Annotated in this window: 16 protein-coding genes and 1 pseudogene; 10 read left to right on the forward strand and 7 right to left on the reverse strand. The window is 69.4% G+C overall.

Going from position 1 to position 15,465, the window contains the following annotated elements; translation table 11 throughout:
- The 5 genes and pseudogenes from KDH83_RS32500 to KDH83_RS09200 form a co-directional block, all read left to right on the forward strand.
- A pseudogene (locus tag KDH83_RS32500) lies at positions 1–631 on the forward strand (acyl-CoA dehydrogenase); the annotation flags it as partial.
- 8 nt (positions 632–639) lie between these two features.
- The gene (locus KDH83_RS09185; protein WP_212314683.1) at positions 640–1,443 is read left to right on the forward strand and encodes an ABC transporter ATP-binding protein; all 804 of its coding nucleotides are present in this window, start codon (positions 640–642) and stop codon (positions 1,441–1,443) included.
- 34 nt (positions 1,444–1,477) lie between these two features.
- Entirely contained in the window at positions 1,478–2,668 is a 1,191-nt protein-coding gene (locus KDH83_RS09190) for an ABC transporter substrate-binding protein (RefSeq protein WP_212314651.1), read from the forward strand.
- Between the two features lie 68 nt (positions 2,669–2,736).
- Positions 2,737–3,513, forward strand: a complete 777-nt coding sequence (locus tag KDH83_RS09195; protein ID WP_349291611.1) for an ABC transporter permease — start codon at positions 2,737–2,739, stop codon at positions 3,511–3,513.
- A gap of 108 nt (positions 3,514–3,621) precedes the next feature.
- Entirely contained in the window at positions 3,622–5,151 is a 1,530-nt protein-coding gene (locus KDH83_RS09200; protein WP_212314655.1) for a hypothetical protein, read from the forward strand.
- A gap of 78 nt (positions 5,152–5,229) precedes the next feature.
- Here KDH83_RS09200 and KDH83_RS09205 read toward each other — a convergent pair whose 3' ends face one another.
- The 7 genes from KDH83_RS09205 to KDH83_RS09235 all read right to left on the reverse strand — a co-directional run bounded on the left by KDH83_RS09205 (position 5,230) and on the right by KDH83_RS09235 (position 11,087).
- Entirely contained in the window at positions 5,230–5,709 is a 480-nt protein-coding gene (locus KDH83_RS09205; RefSeq protein WP_249204966.1) for a hypothetical protein, read from the reverse strand.
- A 93-nt stretch (positions 5,710–5,802) separates the two neighbouring features.
- Positions 5,803–6,351: a hypothetical protein gene (locus tag KDH83_RS09210; RefSeq protein ID WP_212314657.1), complete on the reverse strand. Its 549-nt coding sequence runs from the start codon at positions 6,349–6,351 to the stop codon at positions 5,803–5,805.
- A 10-nt stretch (positions 6,352–6,361) separates the two neighbouring features.
- Positions 6,362–6,808, reverse strand: coding sequence for a hypothetical protein (locus tag KDH83_RS09215; protein ID WP_212314659.1), 447 nt, complete (start codon positions 6,806–6,808; stop codon positions 6,362–6,364).
- 28 nt (positions 6,809–6,836) lie between these two features.
- Entirely contained in the window at positions 6,837–7,802 is a 966-nt protein-coding gene (locus KDH83_RS09220) for a pentapeptide repeat-containing protein (protein WP_212314661.1), read from the reverse strand.
- 49 nt (positions 7,803–7,851) lie between these two features.
- Entirely contained in the window at positions 7,852–8,274 is a 423-nt protein-coding gene (locus KDH83_RS09225) for a hypothetical protein (RefSeq protein WP_212314663.1), read from the reverse strand.
- A gap of 173 nt (positions 8,275–8,447) precedes the next feature.
- Positions 8,448–10,505 (reverse strand): TonB-dependent copper receptor, encoded by a 2,058-nt coding sequence (locus KDH83_RS09230; RefSeq protein WP_212314668.1) that lies wholly within the window; start codon positions 10,503–10,505, stop codon positions 8,448–8,450.
- Between the two features lie 153 nt (positions 10,506–10,658).
- Positions 10,659–11,087, reverse strand: a complete 429-nt coding sequence (locus tag KDH83_RS09235; RefSeq protein WP_249204967.1) for a DUF2946 family protein — start codon at positions 11,085–11,087, stop codon at positions 10,659–10,661.
- A 219-nt stretch (positions 11,088–11,306) separates the two neighbouring features.
- On the opposite strand from KDH83_RS09235, the gene KDH83_RS09240 reads away from it, so the two are divergent.
- The 5 genes from KDH83_RS09240 to KDH83_RS09260 all read left to right on the forward strand — a co-directional run.
- The gene (locus tag KDH83_RS09240) at positions 11,307–12,710 is read left to right on the forward strand and encodes a hypothetical protein (protein ID WP_212314671.1); all 1,404 of its coding nucleotides are present in this window, start codon (positions 11,307–11,309) and stop codon (positions 12,708–12,710) included.
- A 169-nt stretch (positions 12,711–12,879) separates the two neighbouring features.
- Complete coding sequence (locus KDH83_RS09245; RefSeq protein ID WP_212314673.1) at positions 12,880–13,527, forward strand: STN domain-containing protein; 648 nt, start codon at positions 12,880–12,882, stop codon at positions 13,525–13,527.
- Positions 13,528–13,549: 22 nt separating this feature from the next.
- Positions 13,550–14,068 carry an RNA polymerase sigma factor gene (locus KDH83_RS09250; protein ID WP_212314675.1) on the forward strand — a complete coding sequence of 173 codons (519 nt, stop codon included), beginning with the start codon at positions 13,550–13,552 and terminating at the stop codon, positions 14,066–14,068.
- A gap of 2 nt (positions 14,069–14,070) precedes the next feature.
- Positions 14,071–15,021 carry a FecR domain-containing protein gene (locus KDH83_RS09255; RefSeq protein ID WP_212314677.1) on the forward strand — a complete coding sequence of 317 codons (951 nt, stop codon included), beginning with the start codon at positions 14,071–14,073 and terminating at the stop codon, positions 15,019–15,021.
- Positions 15,022–15,230: 209 nt separating this feature from the next.
- On the forward strand, positions 15,231–15,465 hold a 235-nt coding region (locus KDH83_RS09260), incomplete at its 3' end, for a hypothetical protein (protein ID WP_212314679.1).

Here is a 15,465-nt window from a genome sequence, read left to right on the forward strand (position 1 = left end):
GGGGGGGGGCGCGGGCCCCGCGGCGGCGGCCCCGCCGGCGGGGGGGGCGCGCCCGGGGGGCACCGCGGCCCGGCCGGGCGGCGCCGCCCGGCGCCGGTGGGGCCGGAAACCGAGCAACCGGGGGGCGCGGGAGGGGAGGGGCGTGCGCATCGGCCCGCGCTGGCTGATCCATGCCGATGCCCGCCAGTACCTGCCGCAGGCGCGGCCGGCCTTCGCCGGGCTGCAATGCGGCCTGTCCATCGGCCTGGCCCGGCGCGCGCTGCGCCAGGGCGCGAAGGCGGGGCAGGGGCAGGGCGCGCGCGGCATCCTGGCCGAGCCGCTGGCGCAGCTGCAGGCCCAGGTCGAATACCTGTCGGACCAGCTCATCGCCGGCGTGCGCGAGGGCCGCTACGTGGCCGAGCCCTGGCTGCTGTTCGAGGTCCGTATCGCGCTGGCCGAGGCGGCGCAGCAGGCGGTGCAGATGGAGCTGCAGGCCAGCGGCGGCGCGGCCTACCTGAAGCCGGCCGGCGATGGCTTCGCGCGGCGCTGGCGCGAGGCCGCCTTCCTGCCCATCGTCACGCCCAGCCTGGTCCAGTTGAAGACCGAGCTGGCCAAGCGCCGGGCCCGGCTGGCCGCCGAGGCGGCGGCATGAGTGACGACATGAGCGGCGGCGTGCCGGTGCTGCGCGCGCGCGGCCTGACGCTGCGCTATCCGGGCGCCGACGCCGCCGTGTTCCAGGACGTGAACCTGGACCTGGCGCGCGGCGAGGTGCTGGCAGTACTGGGCGCCAGCGGGGCCGGCAAGTCCAGCCTGCTGCGCGTGCTGGCCGGACTGCAGGCGCCCAGCGCCGGCGCGCTCGACATGGAAGGCCAGCCGCTGGCCGGCGTGCATCCGCGCGTGGCCGTGGCGTTCCAGGATCCGTGCCTCTTGCCCTGGTTGACGCTGGAGCGCAACGTGGCCTTCGGCCTGGACTTCAAGCATCAGCCGGCGCTGGATGCGCGCGAGCGCGCGCGGCGCGTGGACCTGGCCATCGAGGAAGTCGGCCTGTCGCACGCCCGCCAGCTGCGGCCGGCGCAGCTGTCCGGCGGCATGGCGCAGCGCACCGCGCTGGCGCGCTGCCTGGCTCGCCAGCCGGCGGTGCTGCTGCTGGACGAGCCCTTCGGGGCGCTGGACGAGGTCACACGCGCCGAGATGCAGACGCTGCTGCGCAAGGTGGTGGCCGACGTCGGCGCCGCCGCGCTGCTGATCACCCACGATATCGACGAGGCGCTGCTGCTGGCCGACCGCATCGTGCTGCTGGGCGGCGCGCCCGGCGGCGTGCTGGGCGAATGGGCCGTGGACCTGCCGCAGCCGCGCGCCGACCTGCTGCCCGAAATGGGCGCGCTGCGCCTGGAAATCCTGTCCCGCCTGCGCGGCGCGCTGCGGGCCGGACGCGCGGCGTCCGAACCGGCGGTATCTGTTTGACCCCCCATCAGAGCAAGACACAAGGAGCCTAGGAATGTGCCTGGAACACATGTCGCGTCGCGACTGGTTGAAACTGACGGCGCTGCTGAGCGCGGGCGGGGCGGCGTCGTTGCTGTCCGCCTTCAACGCGCGCGCCCAGGCCGAGCCCGACGCGCCGGTGCGCATCGGCTATCTGCCGATCACCGACGCCGCGCCGCTGCTGGTGGCGCACAACAACGGCCTGTTCGACAAGGCCGGCGTCAAGGCCGAGAAGCCCACGCTGCTGCGCAGCTGGGCGCAGGTGATCGAGGCCTTCATCTCGGGGCAGGTCAACGTGGTGCACCTGCTGTCGCCCATGACCGTCTGGGCGCGCTTCGGCAGCCAGGTGCCGGCCAAGGTGGTGGCCTGGAACCACGTCGGCGGTTCCGGCCTGACGGTGACGCCGGAGATCAACAGCGTCAAGGACCTGGGCGGCAAGACCGTGGCGATCCCGTTCTGGTATTCCATCCATAACGTGGTGCTGCAATACCTGCTGCGCGAGAATGGCCTGACGCCGGTGTCGCGCAAGGACGGCGCGCCGGCGGCGGGCGAGGTCAACCTGATCGTGATGGCGCCGGCTGACATGCCGCCGGCGCTGGCGCAGAAGCGCATCGCCGGCTACATCGTGGCCGAGCCCTTCAACGCCGCGGCCGAGACGCTGGGCGTGGGCAAGGTGCTGCGCTTCACCGGCGACGTCTGGCGCAACCACGCCTGCTGCGTGGTGTTCATGCACGAGCGCGACCTGGAACAGCGGCCGCAGTGGTCGCAGAAGGTGGTGGACGCCATCGTGCAGGCCCAGCTCTGGATCCGCGACAACCGCGAGGAAACCGCCAGGCTGCTGTCCAAGGAAGGCATCAACCGCTATACGCCGCACGGCCTGCCGGCCCTGAGCAAAGTGCTGGCGCCGCCGCCCGAGGACCGCGAGCGCTACCTGGCCAGCGGCGCGATCCGCCATGGCGACTGGGACGAGCGTCGCATCGACTTCCAGCCCTATCCCTTCCCGAGCTACACCGAGGAACTGGTGCGCCGGCTGCGCGACACGCTGATCGAGGCCGACCGGGGCTTCCTGGCGACGCTGGATCCGGCGCGCGCGGCCGCCGAGCTGGTCGATGACCGCTACGTCAAGCGCGCCATCGAGGCCGTCGGCGGATTGGGGCGCTTCGGCTTTCCCGAGAGCTACGTCCGCAGCGAGCAGGTGCAGGCGTGAGCGGGACGCCGTCCACGGCGGCGGGCGCGGCTGCGGCAGCGTCGGGATCGGGCGCAACGGCGCCTGCCGTGCCCGCCCGTGCCAGCACCCGGCCGCCGGGGCTGGCCAGCCGCGCCGGCCTGGGCGTGCTGGGGCTGGCGGTCGTGGCGCTGGCCTGGTGGCTATGCACCGCCGTGCTGCCGGCCGAAGGCGCGATGGCGCGGCGTTTCGCGCCCGGCCCGACCTTGAGCGCGCTGGCCATGCTGTTGACCGGCCCGGACCTGCCCGCCCATATCCTGGTCAGCCTGCGCCGCATCGCGGTGGGCCTGGGGCTGGCGCTGGCCGTGGGCGTGCCGCTGGGGCTGGCCATCGGCAGCTTCCGACGGCTGGAGGCGGCGCTGTCGCCCGCCATGCAGTTCCTGCGCATGATCTCGCCGCTGTCCTGGATGCCGATCGCGGTGATGGCCTTCGGCGTGGGCGATGATCCGGTGTACTTCCTGCTGGCCTTCGCCGCCGTCTGGCCCATCGTGCTCAACACCGCCGCCGGCGTGCATCACCTGGATCCGCGCTGGCTGCTGCTGGCGCAGAGCGTGGCCGCGACTCGCTGGGAAACGCTGTGCCATGTGATCCTGCCGGGCGTGCTGGGCCACATCCTGACCGGCCTGCGGCTGGCCATCGGCATCCTGTGGATCGTGCTGGTGCCCTGCGAGATGCTGGGCGTGTCGGCCGGCATGGGCTATTTCATCCTGGATACGCGCGACCGGCTGGCCTATCCCGAATTGATGGCGATGGTGCTGTTGATCGGGCTGCTGGGCTTCCTGCTGGACGCGGCGGCGCGGGCGCTGTATCGGCGCTGGAGCCGTTAGCCGCCGGCCGCGACGGGGCGCGTTTCGTGATTCGGGCCATAGCCTGTACGCTATGGCCCCATCCCGCGCGGCGCCCTGGCGGCGCATTCCCATTTCAGGCATGAACCCATGACCATCAGCACGCTTGTCCCGCTCATCGGCCACACCTCGGCAAGCGCCGCGCTGCAGGATTGCATGCTGGGCCTGGGCATGAAGAAGATGCCCAAGGGCGACTCGACCACCCGGGTGCGCACCCAGGACAAGCTGGTGTCGCTGGAATTCGATCCCACCGAGTCCTACATGGGCAGGAATGTCCGGGAGCCCGTGGGCGACGGCGGGTTCACGCTGGAGTCCTTCGATGTGCACCAGGGATACCTGGGGGAGCTGCCTTTCGGCCTGTCGCTGGCCATGGAGCGGCAGCAGGTGGACGCGGCGCTGGGTAGGGCCCTGGACGAAGACCCGAAGGCAGAGGTCCAGACCTACCGCCGGGATGCCTTCCTGATCATCGTGTTCTATGGCAGGAAAGGGCGGAAGATCGACACATTCAGGTTCACCCGGCCCAACGTCCATAGCGCCAAGCGATTCACCATCGAGCTCCAGGCCGTTGCCGCCGAAACACCGAGTGCGACCGCGCAGCCGCTGTCCGCCCCGGAACTGCTGTCCTTCCTGGGCGCATCGCCGGACGACGCCGCCTTTGGCGCCTGGCTGGACCAGCATGGCATCCACGACCGTCCGCATGCGGCCCCTGGCGTTGACGGCCATGGCGCCGCGTCGGACGAGACGCTGCGCGAGGCGCGCCTGAGCGAGATCGACGAGAACGAACGGCACGGCGTTGCGTTGATCTACGAAAGCCGGGAAAACCACGGCCGGCTGTTTTCCGCCGAAGCTGCGGAGCAGGGCTACGTCCTCAAGCAGGCGGCCTTCTACGGCCCGGGTGCTTCCGGCCGTGCAGGATTCCAGGGCGAGCTTCCCTTCGGCTTGCGCTTCGCCGACGGACCGGCGCAGGTTCAGGAAAAGCTCTCCGCCCCGATCGCCCGCCGCGTGCTGCATGGACTGCCGGCGGAACTCTGGGTCGACAAGGACTGGCATCTGAACATCAGCTACACGGCGGACGCCAGCCGCGTCGCCATCGTGCACGTACGCAGGCCGAATCGCTACGATCTGGAGATGATCGGCGCCGCTTCATCGGAAGCATCCCGGAACGCGCCGGACCTGGAAAAGTTGAACGCGGCCATTGGCCTGGCCGTGGATGACGCCAAACTGCAGGCGGCCCTGGCGCCGCTGGCGTGGAATCAGGACGCACGGGACGAGGCCGGGCGCGGCGATGAGGTCTTTCGCTACCTGAAGTCCCACGGCCTGAGCCTGTATTTCCGCGATGGCGCGGACGCGGGCACGACCGTTCTTGCCGGCTACCGCGTGAACCGGGCCGGCGACATGGACAGCGCGGGATACCCGGGGCCGCTGCCCTTCGGCCTGGCGTTCTCCACCAGGCTCGAGGACATCATCCCGCGCGTGGGCAGGGATCCGGACGCGCACGGCGTGGCCGAGGACACCGGCTACTTCCTGTGGAATCTTCCCGGCTTCAGGCTGCATGTGCTGTACAGCCTGATTGACTGGCAGGTGTACAGGGTGACGTGTTCAGGGCCCGTGGCGGGATAGGCGATCATGGCGGCGCGAGCGCGCCACGGCGTCTGACGCGGGGCGGGCGGGGCGGTCGTGCCATCCGCCGCGCCACTGTCACTCAGGGGCACAAGCCATGCTTGCGCTTGCCGTTGCTGGGAACGCCGAGCTGGAGGAATTCGAGCGCGTCGCCCTCGAAGGCAACCGTCCATACCACGCCGTCGACATAGTAGTTATCGACATCGGCGGTGCGGCGCTTGAGCGCCCCGAGAGTTTCCTTTCGATGGTTTCCCGGCTGTCGGCGGATTCGAGGCCGCAGGGCAGCGGGCGGGTATACAGGCCGGCCTTGCCGCTGCCCGAGACCATGATTTCAAGCTGGGAAAAAATGAAGGCGCCTTCGCTCCTGGGCGTGATTCCCGTTCCCAGCGGATCGATTTCAAAGGACATGGACAAGCCCTGGCCCTTGATGGGAATGACAGTGTTCAGCGTGCGCCCAGCCTTGGGCCGCTCCTTGACGCCGTGCTTCTGCAGGAATGCGTCAAAGGGGGCGTGGTCGCTGCCATGTCCAAGAAAAGCGATGAGTTCGGCGGCATTCATGGTCTTGGTTTGTCATCCTGTGATGGACTGGCGGTTGATGGGCGCGAAAACGCGCAGCGTAGGCAAATCCGTCCGGCGGCGCAAGCGATGGGCTCAGGCGTAGGCGACTTCCTTGAACAGGATGTCGAGCCTGTGCTTTCCAGCCAGGTTCACAAAGTCCTCGGTGACGGCGAACACGGATTGGCATAGCGGATTCCGCTCTCGGGCGATCAGGAATCCGGGCGCCAGGTCGCGCAGAAAATAGGTGCCGGCCAGAAAATTCCCGCTGCCTATGCCGGATTTTTCATAGTCGATGAGGGCCACCCTGTTCAATATCCTGCCGATATTGAATTCAAATTGCTCGCCGCCCATCAGCACCTGCGTCTTGCGGTACTCGATTTCTCCGCCCAGCTCCCCCATCGCATCGAGGAATCGATTCGAGAACACCGGTATTCCGCCGAAGGAATGCAGGTAGTCGAGCCTGGACAGGTCGGACTTCGACAGGCCGTCCTGGCATCTCGCGATCAGGTTCTGAGGCAGCGCTTCGGCTTGCAGGCTGGCGGCGACCGCATAGCCGTGGACCGCGTCATAGATCTTGCCCGGCGGGTAGATAAGCGCATTGGCCGGCGCTTTCACGTTGGTTCTGGCGTGGAACAGCTTCATGATCGCGCCGTCATGCCGAATAGATGATGCTCATGCTGGAGAAGATGTCCTCAAGGTCGATGCCTGAGTCGATGAGCTCGTTGGAATCGTGCAGATAGACGCCTACCCGGAAATCATTCAAGGCATCGATATACAGGATGTCGCCCTCGTCGTAGGCCACGGCGACCCTCATCCTGACGGCCTGCTCGTCCTGCGCGGACAGGTGGCCTGCTGTCCGGGGCGCGCTGTCGAGCCAATGACGATGCAATATCTGCCACCACGGCAGGCCGGGCGAGCGCTTGACGTCCAGCGCCTGCTGCAAGCCGTTTGCGCCGACAAAGGTCCAGTTGCCGCGATTGAGGGCTTCCTCGTCACAGCGAAAGGAAATGATGGCGTTTTCGCTGAACTGCCCCAGGAAATGCTTGTAGGCCGGCGGTAGCTCGCGGCCCAGCTGGCGCTCGATCGTCTCGATGGTCATGGCGTGGTCGTTCCGTATCCGCTATGGCTTACACAATGGTCTTTGCCTGGGTTGCCGCGCGGCGCAGGGTGTTGAAGAACAGGGCTGCGCCGTCGGCGCCCAGGGGCTTGGCCAGATCCCGCGGGCCGATGACGCCATGGGGCAGCCTGACGTCCGGCTTGTAGAAGGTCTCCAGCCACATCAGGGATTTGCTGGCCAGCGCCTCGGGCATGTCTTGTCGCAGCAGTGCGCTGGCGGTATCGAAGAAGTCCGGGCTCAGTCGCGATATGCAATTCTGCTCCGGGGATGGGGGGATGACCTTGTCCAGATAGCAGTAATTGCCGATGTGGCAGTTGATCAGGCTGGCGTCCGAGAAGTCCACCCCATCCATCCGGTTGGCGACCGCGTCGGGCGCCACTTCTCGATAGATTTCCGCGTCGGCGTCGACGACATCAATGGACGGATGCCCGAAGAAAACGCATTCCAGCAGCTCGCCGGAAAAGCGCGTGTTCCTGATGGGCGAGGACTTGAAGTCGATCTTCTTCATCTTGCCCTCGAACAGGCAGTCCTCGATGAGCCGGACATGGAAGGACAGCGTGTCCTTGCCGCGCAGGCCTTCGAATCGCGTGTTCCTGAGGGATGCGTTGGTGATGTGTACGTTCTTGAAGGAGCAGTCCTTGAAGAGGCAGTCTTCAAGGGAGACGCCAAAAAGGCGTATGTCGCTCACGAACTCGACGGAAGCGAATGTGCAGCGCTGAACCTGAGCGTCGCGGAGGTCGAAACCTTTCCAGCTGCCATAGGAAAAGTCGGCGTCGCGCAAGTCGATTTCGTGCCCGTCGTTGTGCCAGCCTCCGCCGACGCTCAGCGGCGTCGAGGCCAGGGAGAGGCCCCGGAAATCGAGCAGGCCGTCCGGCGTGCGTCCAAATGGCGAGGCCTGGAACCCGCGCGTGACCGCCAATACATCGGCCAGGGAAGGATGGGCCTGCCATCGCCGGGTGATCTCATTGTTCTTCATGTCGGGAATGTCGGGCGCGGTGTCGGTGAGGTGCCTAGGGGATGCCTGGCTATTTCAACACGGGTCTGGGCTTGGCATGAATCGATCCCGACGGAAGCGCCGCGCTTGCGTAGCACTCGTACAGGCCGAAGACCCACGATGCTTCCAGATCGTCCATGGCGAGTGCGTCGAACATCAATCCGAAATCGTCGGAGATGTAGCCCGCGATATCGTCTCCGGCTTGTCCAAGCACGCGCTTGAAGACGCGCTCGCGCAGTTTCCCGTTGGCGCGTTCCAGCTTGCGCAGGGAAAGCTCGTCCAGTCCGCGCTTGCGGCTTTCCACCTCCTGATGGGCGGCGAGCCAGTCCGAGTCGAAGGGATCTTCGTCGCGGGCGTCCAGATAGGCATCGATATCCGCGTCGGCGCTTGCCGTCAGATCCAGTGCGTCCAGAACCTCGACCAGTCTTGCGGCAATGTCTTGCATGTCGTTCACGGGGCGGCATTCCTGTATTGCCGGGTCAATCCGGGGCAGGCTTGCGCCTCGCGGAACGGAGCGGTCCTCGACGGGAAAGACCGCTCCGTCCGGCGCCGCCGGATCAACCAGGATTTTCGTCGTTGCGGGAGTATGCCCGTTCAGGCGACGAAAGGGGAGCGCGCGCCGGCGTCTCAGTACTTGACGCTGACCCGCGCCCACACGCTGCGGCCGGGTTCATTGACCCGCGAGTGGCCAGGGAAGCCGAAGCCGGCGTCGCCGGCCAGGTTCAGGTGCTCGGCATAGGCCTTGTCGAACAGGTTGTCCACGCCCAGCGACAGCTTGACCTGCTTGCTGATGGCATAGCCCGCGTTCAGCGAGAACACGCCGAAGCCCGCGCTGGGGCCGAAGTCCTGGCCGACCACGTTGCCGCTGTTGAGCGCGTAGCGCTTCTGCGGCGCGACCAGGCGCCAGAGCGCGCCGGCGGACCAGACTCCGTCGTCGTAGGCGGCGCTGAGCTTGGCTTCCAGCGGCGGGATCTGGGGCAGGGCGCGGCCGTCGCTGCGGTTCTCGCCCCAGGCATAGGCCAGGGTGGCGCCCAGGGTCCACGACGGCGCGACCTTCCACGAAGCGCCCAGCTCGCCGCCGGCGATGCGCGCGTTCACGTTCGAGGCCTGCGAGGTCGGGCCCATCATGCCGCCCGGGCGGTAGTCGAACAGGATGAAGTCCCGCACGTAGCCGGCGTAGCCGGACACCCAGGCGTCGACCTTGTCGCCGCGGTACTGCATGCCCACGTCCAGCTGCGTGGTCTTTTCGGGCTTGATCGCGTCGAAGGCGTTGACCGAGCCGGCCGGGCCCATGCCGGGCGAGAACAGCTCCCAGTAGTCGGGGAAGCGCTGCACATGGCCCAGGCCCACGTACCAGGTGGCCGGCAGGCTTTCCAGATCCTGCTCGTAACGCAGGAAGCCGCTGGGCAGGGTGCTGTCGCGGCGCTCGCCGGCGGTGGGATTGGGCATCATCATCATGTGGCCCGAGGTGGGACGGAAGTCCTTGGCCGAGGCCCGGTCCACGCGCGCGCCGCCGATCAGGCGGCCACGTTCGGAGGCGCGCCAGGTCAGTTCCGAGAACAGGCCGACGTTGCTGAATTCGGCGTCCTTTTCCCACGACTGGTTGCGATACGAGTTCGTGTCGGTGCCGCTGCGGCCACGGTGGCGGCTCTGCTGGAAGTCCAGCCCGCCGGTCATGGACAGCGCATCGGCCAGCTTGAGCGTGGCGGCGACGCGGCCGCCCCAGGTGGCGCGGTCCACGTCGGCGGCCATGGCCATCGGCATGGGACCGTTCGGATCGGGCCGGCGCAGCGTGTAGTTGTCCATCACATGGTCGGCGTAGTTGTAGTAGAGCTGGGCCTCGATCTTTTCCAGCGTGGCGCCGAGGTTGCGCTTCTCGAAGCGCAACCCGAAGCTCTCGCGCTTGAACTTCGAGCCGTCCATGCCCCGACCGGCGTAGCGCGCCTCGCCATCGCCGGTGCCGGCGGTCAGTTCGAACAGCGTGTCGGCGTCGGGCGTGAAGCCCAGGGCCAGGTCGGTGTTCCACTTGTCCCAGCGCGAGGGCACGCGCAGGCCGTTGCCGTCCTTGTAGTCCTGCGAGTGCGAGTGGTTGCCGGTGACGCGCACGTAGACGCTTTCGTTGCCGGCGGTGAAGTCGGCGGTCTGGTCATTGCGGCCGAACGAGCCGCCGGTCAGGCTGCCGTCGAAGCGTACGCCGGCCTCAGTGAAGCGCGGCGTGTCGCGGTCGAAGCGCACGGTGCCGGCCGAGGCGCCGGGGCCCCATAGCACGGTCTGCGGTCCCTTGATGACGGTGAGCTGGTCGAAGGTCTCGGGCGAGATATAGGAGCTGGGCGCGTCCATACGCGCCGGGCAGGCGCCGGGCATGGAGCTGCCGTTGGTCAGGATGTTCAGGCGCGAGCCGAACATGCCGCGCAGCACCGGATCGCCATTGGTGCCGCCATTGCGGATGGCCGAGAAGCCGGGAATGGTCTTCAGGTAGTCGGTGCCATCGCTGGCCGGCAGCGGCTGGCGCGGCGTCTTGGGATTGGTGATGAAGGTCAGCGGCGAATCGGGCGCGACGGCGGTGATGACCACCGGATCCATGTCGAAGGCGGGCGCCTGCTGGGCGCGGGCGGCGGGGAAGATGGCGGCCAGGGCCGCGGCCAGCGCCAGGGCGCGGGGGAATTCGAAACTCGTGTTCTGCATGACGGTGCGTCTCTGTCTTTGCATGTCGGACGGCCGCGCGCGTGCCGACGCCGCGCGCGCGGGTCGTGGACCGGGAATGCGGCGCAAGGCGGCGAAAGGCAGGCGAAGGGTACGGCGGCCGGAAAAGCGCGCGGGCGCGCGCGGATCGTGCGATCAGGCCAGGGACGGGACAGGCGGGGCGCGCGGCCCCAGCGGCGGGCCGGCCGCGGGCAGCGGCGGCAGGGACAGCGGCGCCGGCGGCGTGACCGAGGCCACGGCGGCGGCGGGCAAGGCCGGCAGATAGGGCAGTGGCGGCAGGTCCAGGGTCTGGTGCGCCACCATCCAGAAGGGGCATTCCTGGGCGGCGTCATTGGCCTGGCCGGCGTATCCGTCGTCGTGCGGACCGGACATCGCGGACATGTCGGACATGGCCGGGGATGGCGCGCGCGCGTCCATCAGCGCCGTCATCACGCTGGGCGGACCGCCGGCGGCCGAGCAGAAGCTGATCTGCAGGCGGCCCTGGCGCAGCGCGGCGGCGTCCGGCATGTAGCCGACCGGCACCAGCGCGCGCAGCACGGTCGCCAAGGCGAGCAGGCACAGCAAGAAGCGTGCGTGCGATCCCGTGGCGAGGCGTGACGGCGGTCTGGACATGCGTCGCATTCTATCTGATACGCGCGTGCGGGCGGCGCAGCCGGGCAGGCCGCGCTTGCGCTGCGTCATGGCGCACGCGCGCTGGTGCGCCGCGCGCTATAGTCACGCAAACTCGCGGGGCGTCCAGTCTGCCGGACGTCCCGCCATATACAGACGGGGATCCCACGCGCAATGAACATCAGATTGCTGGCCGGCGCGGCCGCCATCGCGGCCGCCGCCGTGCTGGCCTATGGCGGCTATCAGCTGCTGCCGCAAGGGCCGGCGCTGACGCGCAGCGAAGTGATCGGCGAGCTGGACGGTCCGCCGCTGGCGGCGCATGCGCGCGCCGACCTGTACCGCTACGGCGAGCGCCAGCTGCTGGTCGGCACGATGAGCAAGGCGAGTTGGGATCCGGCCGGACTGGCGCGCGCGCAGGTGCTGGACGCCGATGAACCTGGTTTGCAGGCGCTCGCGCGCGGGCAGCGCGCCGCGATGGCGCAGACAGGCGCGGTCGACGGCGGGCAGGACAAGGCCGATGCGCCGGACCCGGCCGTGTCCGCCTTCGCGGCCAGCGGGGCGCGCAGCCTGGTCTACAGCGGCGATGGCACCGGGGTTTTCACGCTGCGCGCCTCGATCGCCGCCGACGCCGGCGCCGGCCTGGTCGGCACGCCGCAAGGCCGCACCTTGTTCCTGGTGACCGAGGCGCTGCATCGGTCCGGCCAGGATCAGCCCCAGGCCGCCGGCGGGGTCTTCCGTTCTGAGGACCGGGGGCTGCGCTGGTCCTACGATGCCCAGGTCGCGCTGGGCGCGCCCGAACGGCGCGCGCTGTTCCTCAGCGAGACGCGCGCGGTGGCGCTGGAACCGCGAGAGGGCGGCGAGCGGCTGCTCTATACCGAGGATGGCGCCCGGCGCTGGCAGGCGGCGACCATCATGGAGCAGGTGTGGCCGGATGCCGGCGCCTATGGCAAGGCCTTCGACGCGCAGGCCGAAAGGACGCGCGGACTGGGGCAGGCGGACCGGCTGGCATATCGCTGGTCCCTGTATCCGCTGGGTGAAACGCAGGCCGTGGGCTGGAGCTGGCGCGTGCGCGTGAAGACTGGCACGGACGCGCCACAGCTCATCGAGACGCGCCGTTTCGAGATCGCCTTCCAGGATGGCGCGCCGCCGGCCTTCCGCATCCAGCAGGCGGCGGCGCCGGCGCCGTTCCAGGACGCGTTCGCCGCGTCCCGGACGGACGCTGGCGGCGCGTTGCGCCAGGCGTCGGGCGGCCAGATCTATCAGCTGGATCCGGCGTCCAGGGAATGGCATGGCGTGGCCGCCGCGCCCCTGCTGCGGGGCGCGCCCAGCCGTATCGGCCGGGCCTGGTTCGGGCGCGAGGGCTGGATGGTGCTGGCCTGCGCCGAGCTGCTGTTCTCGCCCGACGGCGGCACCTGCGCCTATTTCCATACCCGCGATCAGGGCCGCAACTGGCGGCCGTTCCAGCTGTCGCCCGGCCAGGAAGATGGATTGCTTGGCCTGGACGAGGCCGGCGAGGGCGTGCTGGCGCTCGCGCTGCGCGAGGGCCGGACCGCGATCCTGCGCTATCCGCTGGATTGAGTGTGACGGCCTCTATCGGCTGTCCGCCTTCGCTGTCACGCCGGGGTCATCTGCCCGACCTACCATGCGCCAGTTTTCAATTCCGCCTTGCATCCGGCAAGGTCGACAAGGAACGGCATGCTTGGGTCGCGGTCTGGTTATGTCCGGCGCGTTGAGGATATCGCGGGCAATGGCGCTGGCCTTGCCGTTGGCGCTGACTGGTGCGCTGGTGGCGCCGTCGGCGGCGCGGGCCGTCGCGCCCTCGGATGCGCGGCAGGGGTTCGACATTCCCGCCCAGGATCTGCGCGCGGCGCTGGAAGCTTTCGACACCGCGACGGGCATTTCGGTGCTGTATGGATCGGACCTGGCCGCTGGACGCCGGTCGTCGGCGTTGCGTGGGCGTTATGCGCCGGACGCGGCGCTGCGTCTGTTGCTGGAGGGCACGGGCCTGATCGCGCAGGCGGTCGGCGACAAGGCTTTCGTGCTGCGGCCCACGCCCAGCGCGCCGTCCGGCGGCGCGGTGTCGGCGCAGGCGCGGCATCGCCGGGCCTTCGAGGCGCAGTTGCAGCAGCGCGTGTTGGACGCCCTGTGCCGGCAGCCGGCCAGCGCGCCGGGCGTCTACCGCGCGGCGCTGGCGCTGCGGGTCGACCGGCAAGGGCAGATCGGTTCGGTGCGCCTGCTGGATTCCACGGGCAGCGCGGCGCGCGACGCGGCGATACGCGCGGCCTTGCAGGGCTTGCCGGTGGGCGAGCCGTCCGGAGATCCGGGCAAGGCCTACGTGGTGCTGGTGTTGCCGCGCGAGAGCCGCAAGCCGGCGGACTGCGCCAGCGCGCCCTAGCTTGCTTCGCCACGGAGCGCGAATGAGCGCTCCAGGATTTTCCGCGTTGCGCGACCTGATCGTGCAGCGCTATGACGACCTAAAGCGCCGCCTGACGCATCGGCTCGGCTCGGCCGATCTGGCGGGCGAGGCGCTGCACGATACCTGGCTGCGCCTTGAACAGTCGCAACCCGACGGGACGCAGGCGCAGGCGGTGAAGACGCCGCTGGCCTATGTGATGCGGATGGCGTCGAACGCCGCCGTGGATCGTATCCGTTCGGAGCATCGCCATTTGAGTGGCACCGAGCTGGATCTGCTGGTCGACGAGCTGGTGGACCAGAATCCCGGCCCGGCGCGCCAGGCGATGGGCCGGGCCGAGCTGGAGGCCCTGTCCAGCGTGATCGACGCCATGCCCGCGCGGCGGCGCGAGATCCTGATCGCCGTGCGCGTGCACGAGATGCCCCTGCAAGACGCGGCTCGGCATTTCGGTATTTCGCCGCGCGTGGTCAGCCGCGAACTGAAGGCCGCGCACGATTTCTGCGCGGCGCGGATGGGGCGTTGAGCATGCGCGACCTGTTTGGCGCCCGGCCGGGCTCGGAGATCGATCGCATCGCGCGGGAATGGGTGCAGCGCGTCGCGCTGCGGCAGATGACGGCGGCGCAGGCCGATGCCTTGCGCCAGTGGTGCCAGGCTGACCCCAGGCATGGCGCGGCCTTCGCCGAGGCGCATCGGCTGTGGCAGGCCATGGGGCCGGCGGCGGCGCTGAGTGAGGCGCGCGGCCGCGAGCGGCGTCTGTCGCGTCCGGCGCGTCGCGCCTTTCTCGGCGCGGGCCTGGCGTGCGCCGCGACGGCGGCGGGCGTGGCCGTGGTCGCGCCGCCATTCGGCCTGTGGCCGTCCTGGCGCGAATTGGGCGCCGACTATCGCACCGCCAAGGGCGAGCAGCGTCGCGTCGTATTGCCGGGGGCAGCCGTGCTGGATCTGAACACGCGCACCAGCGTCGCGCTGCGCGCCGCCGGCGTCGAGCTGATCAGCGGCGAGGCCGCGATCTCGCTGGCCGGCGCGAGCAGTCCGTTCACCGTCAGCGCGGCCGGCGGCCGCATCATGGCGCGGGACGCGGTCTTCGAGCTGCGGCACACCGACGGCAGCGTCTGCGTGACCTGCCTGTCCGGCGCGGTTGAGGTGGCGCTGGCCAGCGGCGGCGCGACCTTGGCGGCGGCGCAGCGGCTGGTCTATGACGCGGCGGGCCTGCAGCCCGCGCGCACGCTGGATGCCGACGATCTGCCGGCCTGGCGCGAGGGTTTCCTGCGCTTCCGGCAGGCGCCGTTGGCCGAGGTGCTGGACGAGATCAACCGCTACCGCTCTGGCCGCGTCATCCTGATGGCGCAATCGCTGGCCGCCAGGCCCGTCAGCGTGCGGGTGGAGCTGGCGCAGCTGGACACGGCCATCGCCCAGATCCGCGAGAACTTCAAGCTCGACGCCACCGCCTTGCCCGGCGGCGTGCTGCTGCTGGGTTGAAGTGCGCATGCCGCGACGGCAGGCGTGTACGGGCTGCCTCTTCGGGGGCGCTTTTTTTTAATGCGGTCCGACCACAAAAAAACCGTCTGCTTTTCCCGCGTCGATCCGTCTAGGTAGACAAGGAGGGCGCTGGCATGGGACGCCGGCGCTCGCAATCGCAGCATGCGCGGCCCAGATCCGCATGCGGCGTTCTTTGGAGATGGGTGGCAATGAGCAAGCGCGGGCAGGGCAGGACTACTTCGAATGCGGGCCTCAGGCAATCGGCCGTGCCGCTGGCGCCGCTGGCGCAGGCGCTTGCGCTGATGCTGGCGGCCGGCGGCGTCCAGGCCGCGCCGGCGGCCTTCAGTCCCGGCTGGTTCGCCGCCAAGGGCGCGGCGCAGGCGCAGACGCAGGCCAGCGGCCGGCTGCCCGATGGCAGCGTGGCGGGCATTCCGACGGCGGCGC

It is taken from the genome of Achromobacter sp. Marseille-Q0513 (assembly GCF_018195695.1).
Taxonomy (GTDB): Bacteria; Pseudomonadota; Gammaproteobacteria; order Burkholderiales; family Burkholderiaceae_B; genus Achromobacter.